Annotated in this window: 12 protein-coding genes; 2 read left to right on the forward strand and 10 right to left on the reverse strand. The window is 46.2% G+C overall.

The features are described from left to right. The first annotated feature begins 10 nt into the window (after nt 1–10). Complete coding sequence (locus tag QUA02_RS11390; RefSeq protein WP_333027658.1) at nt 11–571, forward strand: Uma2 family endonuclease; 561 nt, start codon at nt 11–13, stop codon at nt 569–571. 408 nt (nt 572–979) lie between these two features. Beyond that, the gene (locus tag QUA02_RS11395) at nt 980–2,293 is read left to right on the forward strand and encodes a hypothetical protein (RefSeq protein WP_333027660.1); all 1,314 of its coding nucleotides are present in this window, start codon (nt 980–982) and stop codon (nt 2,291–2,293) included. A gap of 112 nt (nt 2,294–2,405) precedes the next feature. On the opposite strand, the gene QUA02_RS11400 is transcribed toward QUA02_RS11395, so the two are convergent. The 10 genes from QUA02_RS11400 to ruvB form a co-directional block, all read right to left on the reverse strand. Continuing rightward, complete coding sequence (locus QUA02_RS11400; protein ID WP_333027664.1) at nt 2,406–2,972, reverse strand: diheme cytochrome C; 567 nt, start codon at nt 2,970–2,972, stop codon at nt 2,406–2,408. Between the two features lie 18 nt (nt 2,973–2,990). Then, nucleotides 2,991–3,899 carry an MBL fold metallo-hydrolase gene (locus QUA02_RS11405; protein WP_333027666.1) on the reverse strand — a complete coding sequence of 303 codons (909 nt, stop codon included), beginning with the start codon at nt 3,897–3,899 and terminating at the stop codon, nt 2,991–2,993. Nucleotides 3,900–4,548: 649 nt separating this feature from the next. After that, nucleotides 4,549–5,061: an inorganic diphosphatase gene (locus QUA02_RS11410; RefSeq protein WP_333027668.1), complete on the reverse strand. Its 513-nt coding sequence runs from the start codon at nt 5,059–5,061 to the stop codon at nt 4,549–4,551. Nucleotides 5,062–5,308: 247 nt separating this feature from the next. After that, complete coding sequence (locus QUA02_RS11415) at nt 5,309–6,697, reverse strand: serine/threonine protein kinase (protein ID WP_333027671.1); 1,389 nt, start codon at nt 6,695–6,697, stop codon at nt 5,309–5,311. A 143-nt stretch (nt 6,698–6,840) separates the two neighbouring features. Continuing rightward, a complete protein-coding gene (locus QUA02_RS11420; RefSeq protein ID WP_333027672.1) occupies nt 6,841–8,148 on the reverse strand; it encodes a serine/threonine protein kinase in 1,308 nt (435 codons plus the stop codon). Between the two features lie 230 nt (nt 8,149–8,378). Next, on the reverse strand, nt 8,379–8,927 hold the full coding sequence (locus QUA02_RS11425; RefSeq protein WP_333027674.1) for an inorganic pyrophosphatase: 549 nt from the start codon (nt 8,925–8,927) through the stop codon (nt 8,379–8,381). A gap of 471 nt (nt 8,928–9,398) precedes the next feature. Next, entirely contained in the window at nt 9,399–12,581 is a 3,183-nt protein-coding gene (locus tag QUA02_RS11430; protein ID WP_333027677.1) for a GAF domain-containing protein, read from the reverse strand. A gap of 598 nt (nt 12,582–13,179) precedes the next feature. After that, nucleotides 13,180–14,934, reverse strand: coding sequence for a DNA repair protein RecN (gene recN, locus QUA02_RS11435; RefSeq protein ID WP_333027679.1), 1,755 nt, complete (start codon nt 14,932–14,934; stop codon nt 13,180–13,182). Between the two features lie 310 nt (nt 14,935–15,244). Continuing rightward, on the reverse strand, nt 15,245–15,808 hold the full coding sequence (locus QUA02_RS11440; protein WP_333027682.1) for a Uma2 family endonuclease: 564 nt from the start codon (nt 15,806–15,808) through the stop codon (nt 15,245–15,247). Between the two features lie 3 nt (nt 15,809–15,811). Then, nucleotides 15,812–16,909 carry a Holliday junction branch migration DNA helicase RuvB gene (gene ruvB, locus QUA02_RS11445; protein ID WP_333027683.1) on the reverse strand — a complete coding sequence of 366 codons (1,098 nt, stop codon included), beginning with the start codon at nt 16,907–16,909 and terminating at the stop codon, nt 15,812–15,814. Between the last annotated feature and the right edge of the window lie 27 nt (nt 16,910–16,936).

Genomic DNA, 16,936 nt, shown 5'->3' on the forward strand with positions numbered 1-16,936 from the left:
GGTAAAGATTATGACAGCAACAAGAGAAAAAATCTGGACAGTCGCAGAATATCACCGCATGATTGAAGCTGGTATTCTCAATGAAGGTGATAAGATTGAACTGCTAGATGGGAGAATTGTTGAAATGAGCGCACAAACTCCACCCCATGCTGGTACAACTCAACGCAGCGATCGATATCTACAACACCTGCTAAGAGATTTAGCAGCAATTCGCGTGCAGTTGCCAATTACCTTAGCGACTTCAGAACCGGAACCAGATATAGCAGTTGTTCGTATCGATCCGGGAGATTATCGCGACCATCACCCCAACCCTAGCGAAATCTTGCTGTTAATTGAGGTTTCCTACTCGACATTACAAATTGACCGCCGGGAAAAAGCCCCGATTTATGCAAGAGCAAATATTGCTGAATATTGGATTTTAGATGTAGTTGGACGCGAGGCATATATTTACCGAAATCCTGCACCGGCAGGCTATCAATCGGAGATAGTTGTGGCAGATAATGCTGCGATTATAATGCTAGCTTTTCCTGAGATTGAAATTAGTTTTTCAGAACTGTTTTTGCGTGTTTAGTTTGTGTTTGAGCTTTAACCGCAGATGGAGCCGATAAACGCAGATGGACGCAGATAAAGAGTTAAAACCAAGATGTTTGGGAGTGGTTTAAATCTCAAGGTCGTGGTAAAATGGACAAATGAATTCAATGGCGTTTTATTTCAAATCTTGAATTATTAGGCAAACTTCGGCAGTTATCCCCTGCTGAGAAGTTTCAAATAATGCAGTTCTTAATGGCTGAGTTGGCGAAAGAAGAAATGTTAAAACCATTGGAAAATGGGGCGGATTATCGTGTTTGGTCGCCTTATAATTATGGTGATGCTGCTCAGAAATTAATGAGCTTATGAGAACAAGAAGAAGCCCAAGAAGAAAATGTGAAATGCTATTAGCTGTTGCACCAGAAAGCTCTAATTGAGGAAATTATTTGTAATGTCAGAATTCTCTTTAGAAAATCTTTCCGAAAAAATACATTACGGCCAGACAAAAAATTATTTTCAAGAAGTTCTATCTTCGTACCATAATGGCAACTATCGTTCCGCAGTGGTAATGCTTTGGTCTGTCGCTGTTTGTGACATAGTTTATAAACTTCAATATCTTGTTGATTTATATGAAGACGCAGTTGCAAAATTAATTCTTGATGAGCTTACAACATTACAAAACAGTGATTCCAAATCATCCTTTTGGGAAGTTAAACTGATTGACGATACCCATGCAAAGACAAATCTGTTGGATAACTCAGAATATGAAAATCTGCGATATCTTCAAAAGCAACGCCATTTATCCGCTCACCCTATATTAGACTCAGATAGAGAATTACATTCACCTAACAAAGAAACTGTGAGGGCGCTGATTAGAAATACTTTGGAGGATTTGCTTATAAAGCCACCTTTCTACACGAAAAAAATAACTAAGGAACTTTTAGAGGATATTGCGGAATCAGCGCCAGCACTTAATACTAGACAAAAAGTAAAAAGATATGTAGAAAGTCGATATTTAAGTAGACTTAAACCTGAAGTTGAACTTTCTATTTATAGAACTTTGTGGAACTTGGTATTTAAGGCGGACAACGAAGAGTGCATAAAAAACAGATATATCAATTTGCAAACACTTGAGGTAATCGGAAATCGGAATGCCGGAAGTATTCTAAACATAATAAAAGGAGAGAAAGACTATTATAGTAATGTTTCATCGCTTTCGCAACCTGTGGATTATTTAGTATTTTATTTGTCAACAAATCCTAAAATTTATGATCTTCTTAATGAAGATGCGAAACTTAAAATACAGCATAATGTTAAAACTACTCAGACAAGCAAAATCTGTGGATGGTTTGCGAAGGATAATTTAGAGGGACACTATGAAGACATCTTATCTTTAATAAAAAACGATATTAACTTCAATTTTAGGAAGGGAGAATTAAAATTTTTGCTTGAGACACCTGATACAGAAGAGTGGCAACATTTATTTTGTCGCATACTATCTAGTTATTACTGTGCTAGCAGAACTTATGATGAGGCAAACTCTCGATTTCAGGAAGCCATATCTCCTTACCTTAAAGTCTTTGATAAAGAGGCAATAGTGTTTTTGATTCACCAAATTGAACAAAATGATCAGGTATATGGGCGCCGAAAAGCAAAAGAAGAACACAAAGAAATCCAGAAAAAGCTTTTTCAATTACACGGACAGGAATTCGACTTGAACCGTTACCCAAATTTCCAGAGAAATGTGATGCCAGATGAATGCTAAGTCAGCTAACTAATCAAAAAATCTCCTCATCTGCCTTCGGAGGATAAACCCACGACCCAATCGGCGCGCATAACGTCTCTACTCAATAGTTTGTGGAGAAGTCCCGCATTACCTACGGAGAGTTTTCCCACTCGGCGGTAAGTTTGCGGAAATTGTATTTAGATGCACCGGGGTGACAAGTAACGCAACTGCTGATATTTGCGGGTTGTGACATTTTTACTTTGGGGTGCAGAGCTTTGAAATAGCGAGAACTGGCGACTCGGTAGGCGAGTTCTTCGTCTTTGGCTTCGGAACGGGAAAAAGTTTGCAGGTAGTTCCAGACTAGCAGGCGGGGCGGATCTACTAGCAGTTTGATGGTTTGTCCGTAGTGTTGGGAATCTTGCAGCAATCGGCGCCAGGTTTCTGTTGGTAATACTTGCGGCGGTAAACCGATGTGACAGGTGGCGCAGTTTTCTAGGTACAGTTGCTGTCCGAGTTGGTAGCGATCGGGAATTCGATCGACAGTTCCAGTATCCTCGATCGAAGACACTTGAGCAAGTCGCGCCGGAGTGCGAGAGTAGGCAGTCTGAGCTGCAACCCATCCGCCGCAGGTACAGCAGACAACTATCAACAGTAGCAAAGTTGAATAAAGTCCCCGCCAAACTACTCTGCGACTCTGACGGGGTTTTGCCTGTTTCATAATCAATTGATTTTTTTCCTAAATCACTGGTATGCTCATACCTTCCCGGGCCAAGCAGGCATTCGCGAAAACTTCCTGCACGTCTGCTTCCACCCGATCGAGAAAATTGTCGTCGTGCCCCGGATCGTGGTGAAACATCACGATCTTTTTGACTCCAGCAGCTTTCGCTATTTCTACTCCTGCTTGCCAAGTCGAGTGTCCCCAGCCGACTTTCGGGGTTTTGAAGTCGTAATACTCTTCGTTGGTGTAGTTGGCGTCGTAAATCAGCACGTCGGCGTCGCGAGCTAGGTGGACGACGTTTTCGTCCAAGCGATCGGGGAAATGTTCTGTATCGGTGCAGTAGACGGCTGTGTGCCCCTGCCAGGTGATTCGATATCCGATCGCGGTGTTGGGATGGTTGAGCAGTGCCGTTTCTATTTTTACATCGTCGAGTTCGAGAATATCCCCAGGCGTCAAATCGTTGAATTTGAGGTCTGACTGCATCACCTGGATAGGGACTGGAAAATTGGGGTGGTGCATTTGATCGGCAAGACGCTGTTTGATTGTAGTGCCGTTGGGGGCGATCGCTCCGTAAATGTGAAAGCAGTTCCCCGGGATAAAGGCAGGAGTAAAGAAGGGAAACCCTTGAATGTGATCCCAGTGAGTGTGACTGAAAAACATATGGGCTTCCACCGGCATTTGCCGGAGCAAGTTGAGACCGAGAACTCGCAGACCGGTGCCGCCGTCAAAAATCAGGCGTTTTTTGCCCAAGCGCATTTCTACGCAAGAGGTGTTGCCTCCGTAGCGAATTGTTTTGCTGCCGGGGGTAGCTATGCTGCCCCGCACGCCCCAAAACTGAACGACAAACTCGGTCAAAGGACTATTTTCCATAGTGGCTTTGCGATCGGAAGGCTGTGGATTGGCTTGAGAGGGTACGGAATCTGGCATCTTTTTTAGCTTTGGGCGCAGGAACTTGGGAGTTGATATCTTACTTTTTACTTTTTAGTTTTTAGTTTTTAGCAATCCGTACTATAAAACGCTTTACGGGGAAACCATCCGAGTACCGAACAAGGAAATCTCACTTACCGAACACTTGGGCTGTTAGAAGCCTAAACCGTACCGGGCCGATTGGTGTAGGAAATGTCACGCTTGAGAGATTATTTTTTTCACCCTGCGGGCTGTTGAGCGTGCGGAAGTGTTCTGAGATGAAGATAGCGTTGATGTCACTGTTCGGGTAAAATTTCCTCAAACGTAGAAAGCATTTGCCTGCTTGCTTAGAATTTGCGCTTAATCTTAGTCTACGAGTAGTATTTTTTTCCAGATTGCGGCCGGGACGGCTGTTTGAGGAATTCTGGAGGGTGATACCCTTTTAGATTTTAGATTAAAGAATTGAAGAATTGGGAATGAGTTACTGGATATGGGTTTGGGGCTTGCATAAAGTTGTATTTTTTTTCTGGTATGACTCGGCATTCACCAAGGATTATTTTACATTCTAGCCACCCGCTCCTCGACTGCATTCTCGACGTGCAGCGGTCGCCTTATGTTCGGCCTCCTGAATTTTTAGTCGGGTTGCTGTCGAGGAGTGCTGGCTAGGGGCTTATTTACGATCGGCTGCGATGCACTTTTCCACTAACGCCATTACTTGCTCGACATCTTGCCAGCCCCGAATTTCCGTGACTTTTTTCTCCAAATTTTTGTAGGTTCTAAAAAATTCGGCTATTTCGTCCAAGCGGTGGGGAGCTACGTCTTTGAGGGACTTATAGTGAGCGTAGCGGGGGTCTTTGTCGGGAACGCAAAGCAGTTTTTCGTCCCTGTCGCCTCCGTCGATCATTTCCAGCATTCCGATCGGACGGGCTGCGATTATGCACCCTGGAAATGTGGGCTCATCCATCATTACCATGCCGTCGAGGGGGTCGCCATCATCGGCTAAGGTATTGGGTATGAAGCCGTAGTCGCACGGATATTGGACTGAGGAAGAGAGCACCCGATCGAGAGCAAAGGCTTGCAAGTCTTTATCAAATTCGTACTTGTTTTTGCTACCGGCGGTAATTTCGATGAGGACGTTGAGCAGTCCTGGTTTCGGCTGTGCCGGAATTAGCGATAAGTCCACAACAATATCTCCAAGTTAACAGATGATCGGGATGAGTGCTACTTGCCAAATCCCTTTGATAGCATTTTACGGGCGATCGGGCCCGACGGCTGCATGAGATTGAGAGAAAGCGGTGGCGATCGGCGTTACACAATTTGAGGATGATGCTTGTGGGGTGTCCCGCCTGTTGGGAAAATACACTGGACGGGCGGGACGCCCATCCCACAGGTTGAGGGCGCAAGGCTTTGTTTTGGCGAGGGAGATATTTTCACATCGATATCTTCTTTTTACCGTCTGTCAAAGTTCTTTGAATTTTCAATCCCAACCACTGGCTTAGTTCTGTCGCTAACCACTCGATTTCTGATTCACTTAGTTCCTGCTTCACTCCTAGTTGATATTTTCGATCGCCTGCTTGAACAATCACCTGAGAACCTCTGTATTTAATTTGTTCAATTTCCAACTGGCAAATGTCCTGTCTGGGAGCTGGCCGGGAATAATACCATTTCAATCCGAGCAGATGGCTGCTATAGGAGATTTGCTGGCGATCGATTCTGAGACGCAATTTCCGAAATAGTGCAAACAGAAACATGACTCCTACCGCACATAAAAAACTTCCTGATATTAGTAGCATTAGCATAATAAATTGGTGCTTTATCCCTAAGTTATAGGTGGAAAACAAATTATCCAATAAGTAAATATTCGCAGGTACCGCCCCAGAAAGCAGGGCAATTAAACCAAAACCGATTCCTTGTGGCGGAATTACAATTTCTATAAACTCCGAATTTTTTGTTAGTTTAATATCGCTGCCTGGTGGCGGCTGCACCACCATAGGACTTTTGTGGATAGGGCGGGGATTTTTGAGCGCTCGCAATGCTTCCCCAGCCGAAGATAACCGTTTTTCCCAACTCGGTTCTGTCATCCACTCTAGCCAATCAATTAAATTAGAATTGAGATGCGTTACCCGATCGGCAAATTGAATTCTCAAATCCTGCTGCGGCAGTTCTGCGGGATGCAAACCCGTTACCAAATAAATTAAAGTTGCACCTAAACCGTAGAGGTCAGAAGCCGGAACCGAGCGCCCGCCAAATTGTTCTGGTGCCATATATCCGTAAGTTCCCACTACTGTAATTGTGCCGCCAAATTTTGCAGCTTGGTTCTGCACCGAACCGAAATCAACTAAATAAACTTGTCCCACCGAGTGACCTGATCTGCTGTGCAGTAAAATATTGCTAGGTTTAATATCGCGGTGAATGACAGGTGGATTTTGCTCGTGCAAATAAATCAAAATTTCTAACAACGATTTAGCTAATTCTTTCACCTCATTTTCGCTAAAAGTACGTCCCGACCGCAAATGCTCTTCCAAAGTTTTCCCCTCTACATAAGTCTGTACCAAGGCAAATCCTTTAGTGTCTGGTTCGTCAATTTCCAGGTAGTCGAGGTAGCGAGGAATTGCTGGGCGATCGAGTGCTTTTAAAGTTTCTGCTTCCCGTTCAAATAGCTTGAGGTCTTGCCATTCAAAATCGCTACCGAGGAATAGCTGTTTGATGACAACTAATTCTTGAGTTTGCAAATCACGAGCCAGCAGCGTTTGGCGACCAGTTTGTTTTCCTAGTTGTCGCTGCACTTCGTAGCGTTCTGCTAATATTTTGCTAGTCATGTTTTTTACATTAATTTGAATTTGAGGTGATCATCGGAACCCAGAAACCGGGTTTTTACAAAAATACTTCGTTGCAACCCCAACATTCGCCAAAAAACCCGGTTTATTTGCTCGGAGTGAGCCAGCGCTCTCTAAATTTTAGATTACAGTCCACTTTCTTTTTGATACCACCGGGCAATAGACTTGCTACTTCCCCCCATTGACAGTCCTGCAATTAGTGACGGTGCAAGCACCCCGAAAATCTCACCACCCAAATCATTTCGGTCATTCAAACCCATTATCCGAAAGAAGACGATGCTTGTCGAGGTACAGAGGACGATACTAATTACAGTTAAAACCTGTCGGTGAAGTTTGGGATTAGTTAGGGGAAAAAACCACAAGCGGGTCACAATTCCTACGATTATTCCGTTCACCAACCCCAGCAGCAAGCCGAGAAAAAGACCGATCAATCCTCCGATAATTGTCACCAGTACCGGAAAAAGAAAGGTGCCGTAAATTGCTGCACAAGCTCCTACACCTAGAGTTCCCATCCAAGTGCTGCGCCCGATCGCATTCCAGAACAAGCTAAAGGTATTCACGGTTTTTCCCTGTTTCAATGGTAGGGAATATTTATTTATTGTTTGTGGTTTTTCGAGAACTTCTTTTGCAATCTGAACTGAGGCGGGACGGCGCTCTAAACTCGGATGCGTCATCCACTTCAACCAATTGGTAAAACCTGGACTCAGTTGGGTGACTTGCTCGAATTCGATCTGCAAATCTTTCTGCGGTAAATCGGCTGGATGCTGCTTGGTAATTAAGGCGATTAATGTTGCTCCCAAGCCGTATAAGTCGGAAGCGGGAACGGCTCTCCCGCCAAATTGTTCGGGCGGCATATAGCCGTAGGTTCCGACAACGGTGACTGTTTTTCCTTGTTGGGTTGCTAGGGTTTGAACTGCACCGAAATCTACTAGGTAGACTTCGCCGACGCTGTTACCCGATCGATTTTTGAGTAAAATATTGCTGGGTTTAATGTCGCGGTGAATCACCGGAGGCTGTCGCTGGTGCAGGTAGGCGAGGATGTCTAATAATGCTGTGGCTAATTGTTTGACTTCGCTTTCGCTGAAGGTGCGGCCGTCTGAGAGATATTCTTGTAGGGATTTGGCTTCGATGTAAGTCTGAACTAGGGCGAATCCTTTGCGGTTGGGAGTGTCGATTTCAAAGGAGTCGAGATATCGGGGAATTGCGGGATGGGATAGGGATTTTAAGGTTTCGACTTCTCGCTCGAACAGTTTTAAGTCTTCCCAGTTAAAGTCGCTGCTGAATGAGAGGAGTTTGACTACTACTTGCTGTTGCGTTTTTAAGTCGCGGGCAAGTAAGGTTTGCCGTCCTGCTTGCTTGCCGAGCCGCCGATCGCACTGATAGCGATCGGCTAATATTTCTCCTGACAAATCGCCGATGTTTTGTCCGCTCATGTTCTCCTGCCCTAGAAGCGATTAAATCTAGTTTAGTTGACAAAAATACAATTGTCTGTACTTGTTTAAGCGATTTATCGTTGGGTGGGGCGGGTTTACGAGATGATTGGTTTTAGGCGGAAATTGTTGGTAAAAGCCGCCCCTAGCGATCGAATATTATTGTTTTTTTGGCGCCGATCTACTTAAGGCGATCGCCCACTGCGGAAGACGCCCCTGATTGAAGCTTGAATTTAACTTTGAATTTGCTTGTAAATTGACTGCACTACATCTAGCAGAGTCAAGACTTGCTGCCATTCGGGAGCGTCGGGTTTGTAGCTTTTGGCGCGCTGACTTTTTAAACTCTGGTGCAAAAGGTTCAGCAGCGCGTCTGGAGACTCCAAGGAAGTCTCATCTTCATCTGTTGGGCTGCCGGCTGCATTTTCTTCTATTGTTTCTTTGATGCTTTGTGCCTTATCTGCCAGACTCAAAGCTCGGCCCGCCAGGTTTTGCGGCATTTTTGGCCGCTCCGACAAAGACTCGCCGGTCAGTTCTTCGAGCAGTTGGCGGACTTGAGCCACCCATTCAATATCGTTTACCGAAAAGGAATCGGATTTAAATCCGTGCCCCTGTGGTCTTTGCTGAATGCTTTGTGATTTCTGGATCAGAGGAAGAGACTTTTGAGCGATGTTTTCGGGGATTCTGGGGATATCTGACAGCGAGCTGCGAGCAATCTCTAGTAATAGTTGGTAAACCTGATCTACCCACTCAATATCTCCCGACTGCGAATTCCAATTATCCATAACTGATGCTAGTAGTTTTCTATATCTAAGACAGGAACGTTGACTATCTGCTGAAAGCAAGCTGTTTTTAGGAGCCGCCAAAGTTATTAAGACTTACGCGCGCGGGTTCAAAAACCCGGTTTCTGAGCGGATGTTTCGTCGTCTTTCCCCAAGATTTTTGTCATAAACTGGGTAATGCGGGCGCAACTCCTAACTATTTTTTTAAGCTCTTCTCATGGTAGAAGTGCTTTGTTTGTTGTCGCAGGTAGGGCGAAACGCGGGCATCTGGCGCAAGCGAGTTAGGGAGTTCAAGTCCCCGTTATCTAACAATGATACCTGTTGGAGCTTATTTAAAATTGCTCCAACAGGATATTAAGGTTAATTGGTGGGATGGGAGGCGCACCCCCGATCGCCCGTTAACGAAGCTTGCAGCTATTGGATCGCCCCCGCCCGCCCCCTGTGGCCACCCCGAGCATTGGCTGCGGGCCACTGCTATTTTTCTGTGAGATTCCACACGCCGTCCCAGTTGAGTACGTCTGAAACACTATGCTTAAATAACATACAGCGATCGACGTGCAACTTAGCTGCCTTGTTTTTGGGATCGACTTTCAGAACAGCGTCAAATTCGCGTTTGGCGTCTGTAAAAGCTTGCTTGGCTTTTGGTTCTAAGGCTTTCTTAAACTCGCTCAGCAGTTTTTTTACCCGATCGAGTCCCAGATTTTCAAATTCCTCATCTAACATTTCTGCAACTGTCTCGGAGGCCCGACTTTTAATTTTAGCCTGCAATAGCCGCCTGATCTCTGCAGCTTTCAGCCTTTTGATTTGGGGATTTGATGGTTCTAAGATGTCTGCTTCCAACAGCTTTTTGACTTCGCCTTCTTCCAAGTATTTAATATCGTCTGCTGATAGCGGCTTGATTTTTGCTTGCAGCAGCATTTTGGCTTCGTCTTCGGAGAGGTTTTTAATTCCTTCCAATTTCAGCAGTCGGATTTCTGGCTGCAACAGCACGATGAGTTTGTCTGCTTCACAGAGGTTTTTCGGGTCGTACTCTGACAGCTTTTTCAGTTGATGTAACAGGTTCTTGAGTTCGTGTTCCAACTGTTCCTCGACATTGTATAACAGGTTCTTAATCTCTGCCTCTGGCATTTCGGCGACATCATTTAAGATGTTTTTCACCTCACTTTCTGAGAGTTTTTGGCTGACTGGAGTTTTGTAATGTTCGCGGCCCTTGTTGTAATGTTCTACAATTTTTTGTTGTGTTTCGGTTAGTGACTTGCCCACTGGCGAGTATCCCTCGCGGATGCCGACGAGTTCGTAAACGATTACGGGTTCGCTTTTGCCTTTGACGGTAATAAAGTCGAGTTCTCGCACGTAGAGCCGATCGGCATAATCTCTGTAAGTATTGTCACTGACGATCAAGTCGGTGCCGTACTGTTTGCTGGCGCCTTCTAAGCGAGAGGCGAGGTTTACGCCGTCTCCGATCGAAGTCAATTCCATGCGTTTGCTACTGCCGATGTTGCCGCTGACAACTTCATCGGAATTTACGCCCATACCGATGCCGATCGGCAGTTCGCCATTTGCCACGCGATCTTGATTGAACTCTGCCAGTTTTTCCCGCATTTTCACTGCTGTTTGCATAGCGCACCAAGCATGATCCTCTAGGGGTGCTGGAGAGCCAAAAACTGCCATCAGAGCGTCGCCGATGTACTTGTCGAGAGTGCCTCCGTACTCGAATACGACATCTACCATCACTTCAAAATATTTGTTGAGCATCACTATCACTTCTTCGGGTTGCAATTTTTCCGTAAGTGTGGTATAGCTGCGAATGTCTGAGAACAGCACCGAAACGTTTTTGCGCTTGCCGCCCAATCCTGTATCCCCTGAAGCTAACAGCGCTTCGGCTACTTCTGGGGTCATGTAGCGGTACATCAAGTTTTTGACTTGCTTGGCGCTGCTAATATCTTCCATGACGACTAATGCGCCGTTGACCTTGCTGGGGTCGGTAGCGTCGGTCATTGAGTTAATCGAGAGATTGATACTCTGCGATTTTCCTTCAAAGGAAAGCAAAACTTGATCGGGGTAATACTGCTGGCGGTCGTTATCATCTTCGGGAGACAAAGACGCATCGAACCATTTGGCAAAATCGCCTTTTTCTAACTTAATTAACTCGCGCAAAGATTGACCTTCGGCTAATTCGGCATCGCTGACACCCAGTAATTTTTTTGCACTGGGATTTGTCGCTACTATATGGCCTTTTTTATCGGTAGAAATCACGCCGTTAGTCAAGGCGTGCAGCATATCTTTTTGTCTTTGTTCTTGCTGTTTGACTTCAGCAAACAGTTTGGCGTTTTGCAGGGCGACTCCTGCTTGGATGTTAAACGCCTCCATAAATTCCATGTCGTTGCGATTGAAACTCGCTTTCCACTGTTCGGGGGCGTGCGGCCAATCTTCCGGGTTGTAGGGCGGGAATTCTCCTTGTCGTTTTTTATTAACTAATTGGGTGACACCAATCAATTTGTGGTCGGAGTTAAACACCGGCATACACAGCATACTGCAAGTGCGATACCCCGACTTTTGATCCACTTCTTTGGAAGTTGCAGCGCGGGGATCGTCGTACACGTCAAAGGGAATCAGCAGCGGTGCGCTGGATTGGGCGACGATGCCTGCGAAACCGGCTGTTCTGGGTATGCGAATTTCTTGAAGTTGACCTGCGATCGGGATTTTTGTCCACAGTTGGTTTCTATCTTCGTCAATTAGCCACAGGGTGCTGCGATCGGCGTTCATGAGTTGTTGGGCCTGATCCATCACCCTTTTTAGGGTATCTTCTAAGTCTAGACTGCTCTTAGAAAGAGCGGTGATGGCATTGATCAGCGCCGTGGCTGCCCGCTGTCTCTGAGTTGCTGCGTAGAAAGATTTGGACGATTCTAGAATTAGGCGAATCGAGAGAGCAAATTCTGTAAAAACTTGTTCGTCTTCTTTAGTAAATCCAGCCCGGTCGATTTGTTCGTCTAAAGTGGCGTAATTTTCGTGGTTCGGTTTTAGTTTATTAATCAGTTGAACGACTGCTACTAACTCTTTTGTTTCTTCATTTATCAGGGGCATTGCCAGCATTGTATAAGTGCGGTAGCCCGTTATTTCATCGGTTTTTTTTGCGTTAGCCGATCGTTCGTCGTTGTAAAAATCGTAAGGGATGTTAACCACTTTTTGGAACGTGGCGACCTCTCCTGCAATGCCTACGTGGGCGGGAACTCTGATTTCTAGGTTTTTGCCATTCTCATCTTTAGCGATTCTCGCCCAGAGTTCATTTTTTTCGTCATCTAATAAAAATATCGTGCTGCGATTGGCATTGAGCAATTCCCCTGTTTTGAGGGTAATAGACTCCAACATCTCGTTGAGAATAGCGTCAAATCCCTCACTCTCAAGGATATTGTCGAGCATTCCCAGGGTTTGATTGACAACCTTAAGTTTTTCTTCTACTTCCTTAACTACTACTCCGAAACTTTGCTTATTTAGGAGCGCGAGAATGCTGGAGATGTTTCCTTGGTGCAGGATAATTTCACTGCTCCTCAAGTCCGGGGGAGAATAGTGTTCCTGATGATGATTTTCACCGCCGACAACAGTGACATCTATCACGTTGTCCATAGAAGAGTAATTGGTGGAAGATGCAGATTTCATAGACCTTTACAGAAGCTTAAGTGTAAGGGTTAGTCTCTAAGCTAGGAGAGCGGGCAAGTTGATTAGGGGGTCACAGGTCGCACAATACTTGAGTATGTGTGAAAGTATTTCCCAGTTTACAGAACTCCGGCCACAGAACCGAGGAAATTCAGTTGGATTGCTGGTGAACCGAAGGTGGGAGGGTAACGCTGCTGTGGCATTCCTGCACTCTTTTTAGGGAATGCAAATCCTGTTTAAATGGTTTATTGACTGATTTTGACATTGTGCGTGCCTGGTTTAAGTAGGTTCTGCCTGTCTTCGCTCCGATCGCCCGCAGGAACATGAATGCGTACTGCAGGGAGGACTGCTGAAAGAGGGATGGCTTTGTGGGACTAGCCGCAATTGTGACACCAGCAGTTGCTAGTGATGTGTGCCCTTCTCTACACAATTGTGGTTTTTAACTAGAATTTCTCTCAATTTTGCTGCTCTTAGCTTTCATCCCACTAAATTCACGGGGTTTTCAGCTTTTTTTGTCAAATTTGCGGTTGATATTTTTAGTGTAACCTCCGGCTCTGAAAAAACTCCGCCTTTTAACCCCACGATCGGCTTGAGGGTGCGGTCAGGCTTTGGCCGACTGAGTTTGGCGCAATCCGGCGGCTTCGACGAGCAGGGATTCGGCGAAGGCGATGGCTTCTGTTGCTGAGCGGCCGCTGGCGAGTTGGGCGAGTTCTTCGCGCCGCTGCTCGCTGTTGAGGGCGGCAACTCTGACTACTGTGCGTTCAAGTGGTTCGGAGTCGGCTGCGGGTTCGCCGATACTTGGTTCTGCTTCGATCGTCTGTTTGTTGACGCGAAAATGAAAATCAGCCATCGCGGCGATCAGCGGCTGGTGGGTGACGCAGAGAACTTGGTGTTTGTCGGACAGTTGGTAGAGTTTTTTGGCGATCGCGCCGGCGACTCTCCCGGAGACTCCGGCGTCGATTTCGTCAAAAATCAGCGTACCGGCGCTTTCTATTTGAGAAAAACAGGCTTTGATGGCGAGCAGAAAGCGGCTCATTTCTCCCCCGGAGGCGATCGCGCCCAGGGGTTGCAGCGGTTCGCCCGGATTGGGGCTGAAACAAAAGGCGATTTGGTCGGCACCGGTGGCGGTTGGGGTACAAGGCGAGATTTCAACTTGAAACTGCACTTTTTCCATTGCTAACGGTTTAAGTTCTGCTACGAGGTGGGTTTCGAGTTTGAGGGCTGCTTGCCGCCGCAGGGTTGTGAGGTGGCTGCAAGCGTCTTTTAATTGCTCTAAAGCGGTCTCATATGCGAGTTCTAAGGCTTCCATTGACTCGCCTCCTTCTAAAAGTTCGTTTAGTTCGTTTTGGATGCTTTGGTAGTAGGCGATCGCTTCTTTGAGCGGCCCGTATTTTCGGCAAATTTGTTTGAGTTCGCGAATTCTCTCTTCTACTTCTTCAAGTCTTTCGGGATCTGCTTCTAATTGTTCGCCGTAGCTGCTAATTTGCCTGCTGGCTTCTGTGGCTTGAGCTAAAGCATCGCTGACCATTTCTAGGATTGGTTGCAACTGCACATCGTAAACTGCCATGTCGCTTAAAATTACTTCAGCTTTGCTCAATAAGTCGGCGGCTGATGCGCTGTCGCCGTCGTTTTGGTACAGGGCTTGGTGAACTCGGTAACTCTGCTGCTGCAATTCGACGATGTGGGTGAGCCGGATTGATTCGTGTTCTAGCTGTTCGAGTTCGTCGGCGTCTTCGATGTGGGCTTCGCCGAGTTCTCGGACTTGGTATTCTAACAAATCAAGTCTTTGCAGCCGCTGCTGTTCCGACTGACGCCTGCGTTTGAGGGCTGTTTTGGCGGTGCTGGCTCTAAGCCACGCGGAGCCGATCGTCGATCGCGCTTCAGCGAGCTTTTTGCCGCCGTATAAATCGAGCCATTCTCGCTGGAGGGTTTCTTGTCCGAGGTGGACGGTTTGGCCTTGGGCGGTAATTTCGACGAGCCGATCGCGCAGTTGCTCCATTAACTGGCGGTTGACGAGAATTCCGTTCAAGCGCGATCGGCTCCGCAAAGCACCGCTAGATGCGTTAATTTCCCGGCTGCAAACGGCTAAATTTCCGTCTATGGGTTCGATTTCTTGCTCGCCCAGCCACAGAGCCGCGGATGAGTCCAATTCAAAGGTAGCTTCCAATATTGCCCGCGCTGCTCCGGTGCGAATCGATCGGCGATCGACTTTCCCGCCCAAAACTGCATCGATCGCATCTAGGATAATCGATTTGCCGGCACCGGTTTCCCCTGTAAATACGTTCAAACTCGGGCCAAATTCTAGATCCAGGCAGTCAATTAAGGCAAAGTTTTCTATTCGGAGGGATATTAACATGGGGAATTGGGAATTGGTAATTGGTAATGCGTAATTGGAATTGGGAATTGGAATTAGTAATTGGTAATTGGTAATTGGAATTAGTAATTGGTAATTGGAGGCACAGCCGGGAAAATAATTGGTACCCAATAACAACTGTCAACTGTCAACTGTCAACTGACCGAAAGTAATTAGGTCCGGGCCCCCGGATTCATCCGTGGAGGAAGAAAAAAAGCTCCGAATCATCTTGCGATCGCCCCCGGATTCATCCGTGGGGTCAATTCTAGAATCTAAAATCTAAAATCTAAAATCTAAAATCGATTGACTTCTGCTATAGTTTCAACCACCCAAATAAATCTCCAACCGTCAGCCGCAATTCTGCTGCCCAATCTGGAACCGGCAACAATTCTTCGGGTTTGGCTAAAAGTTCCGGTTGCTTTCCAGGGGGATAAATTAAGATCGAGCGCACCATCGGATCGATCAGCCAACCCATTTTAGTGCCGTTTTTCAAACAGTGTAAAATATTCCCAGTTACTTTAGTTTGACTCTGGCCTGGAGAGAGAATTTCAATTGTCCAATCTGGGTAAGTTTTAAATACATTAGCAACATCCCCATTTTGATCGACAGGTATTCTGTCCCAAGTAAATACTGTGACATCTGGCACGATCGATCTGCCGTCAAAAGTACACCGCAATTCTGGAAAAGCTAAGGCAATTTTCGGCTTTTTAACTACGACATTGATGGCTGGGACTAATTCACCTTGAATCCTGCTATGTTTTCCTTGTGGCATTGGTTTTTGGATGATTTCACCGTTGATATATTCGCTAGCTGGTTCTGTTTCTGGCAGTTTTAGAAACTCGGACAAAGTTAGTGTTTTTGTTTGTATCTGTACCATTTTCTACTCCTTCTCTTCGAGTAAACCTAAGTGTTTCCAAGCAGCCGCTGTGGCAATTCTGCCCCGACTTGTCCGCTGCAAAAATCCGATTTGCATTAAGTACGGTTCGTATACATCCTCAATTGTTTGAGTGTCTTCTCCTGTGGAAGCCGCGAGAGTTTCTAAACCAACCGGGCCGCCGTTAAAGTTTTCGATCATTGCTGTCAAAAGGCATCGATCGGTCCAATCCAAACCTAGCGGATCGACGTTGAACAATTCTAGGGCGACTGATGCCACTTCGGCATCAATTGGCTTTAAATTTTTGACTTCGCTGTAGTCTCTAACTCGCCGCAGCAAGCGGTTAGCTATGCGGGGCGTTCCGCGAGCTCGGCGGGCAATTTCTGTGGCTCCTTCTGGGGTGATTTTAGTGTCGAGAACTTGGGCGGTTCTTTGGACAATTAGACTGAGTTCGTCTATTTCGTAGTAGCGCAATCTTTGGATCAAGCCGAAGCGATCGCGCAGCGGTGATGTCAGAGATCCGACTTTTGTGGTTGCTCCTACTAAGGTAAATGGTTTCAGGGGAATGCTGCGGATTTTGGCGCTTTTTCCTTGACCGATCGTAATATCTAAGCGGCAGTCTTCCATCGCCGGATAGAGGATTTCTTCTGTAACTTTAGATAAACGGTGAATTTCGTCGATAAACAGCACGTCGCCTGCTTTGAGGTTGATCAGCAATCCGACAATATCTCGCGGTTTTTCTAGGGCTGGGGCTGTGGTGATTTTGCATTCAACTTCCATTTCTGCTGCTAGAATTAGCGACATTGTGGTTTTGCCTAACCCTGGCGGCCCGTACAGTAACAGGTGATCCATCGGTTCGCCGCGGGATTTGGCGGCTGCAATTGCGATCGCCAAAACTTCTCTCAAGTCTTTTTGTCCGATGTATTCAGCTAAGCGCTGGGGTCGGATTTTGTCGTCTTGTTTGCTGTTGATTTCGTCGGGTAGTTCTTGCGATTCTAGCAAAGATTCCGCCTGGGGTTTGGCGGCTTTTTTGCGACGGGCTGGGGCTATGTCTTCGGGTAGATTTGGGTCGGGGGGCTGTTGTTTGGAGGAGATAATTGCCATATTTATCTGCGATCGGGCAGCGGGAAT

It is taken from the genome of Microcoleus pseudofavosus SVA1_A4 (assembly GCF_036700565.1).
Taxonomy (GTDB): Bacteria; Cyanobacteriota; Cyanobacteriia; order Cyanobacteriales; family Microcoleaceae; genus Microcoleus.

What these genes read in the sequence shown, in the direction of transcription:
- QUA02_RS11390 (WP_333027658.1), top strand. Translation starts at nt 11, where the DNA reads ATGACAGCAACAAGAGAAAAAATCTGGACAGTCGCAGAATATCACCGC.
- QUA02_RS11395 (WP_333027660.1), top strand. Translation starts at nt 980, where the DNA reads ATGTCAGAATTCTCTTTAGAAAATCTTTCCGAAAAAATACATTACGGC.
- QUA02_RS11400 (WP_333027664.1), bottom strand. Translation starts at nt 2,972, where the DNA reads ATGAAACAGGCAAAACCCCGTCAGAGTCGCAGAGTAGTTTGGCGGGGA.
- QUA02_RS11405 (WP_333027666.1), bottom strand. Translation starts at nt 3,899, where the DNA reads ATGCCAGATTCCGTACCCTCTCAAGCCAATCCACAGCCTTCCGATCGC.
- QUA02_RS11415 (WP_333027671.1), bottom strand. Translation starts at nt 6,697, where the DNA reads ATGACTAGCAAAATATTAGCAGAACGCTACGAAGTGCAGCGACAACTA.
- QUA02_RS11420 (WP_333027672.1), bottom strand. Translation starts at nt 8,148, where the DNA reads ATGAGCGGACAAAACATCGGCGATTTGTCAGGAGAAATATTAGCCGAT.
- QUA02_RS11425 (WP_333027674.1), bottom strand. Translation starts at nt 8,927, where the DNA reads ATGGATAATTGGAATTCGCAGTCGGGAGATATTGAGTGGGTAGATCAG.
- QUA02_RS11430 (WP_333027677.1), bottom strand. Translation starts at nt 12,581, where the DNA reads ATGAAATCTGCATCTTCCACCAATTACTCTTCTATGGACAACGTGATA.
- recN (WP_333027679.1), bottom strand. Translation starts at nt 14,934, where the DNA reads ATGTTAATATCCCTCCGAATAGAAAACTTTGCCTTAATTGACTGCCTG.
- QUA02_RS11440 (WP_333027682.1), bottom strand. Translation starts at nt 15,808, where the DNA reads ATGGTACAGATACAAACAAAAACACTAACTTTGTCCGAGTTTCTAAAA.
- ruvB (WP_333027683.1), bottom strand. Translation starts at nt 16,909, where the DNA reads ATGGCAATTATCTCCTCCAAACAACAGCCCCCCGACCCAAATCTACCC.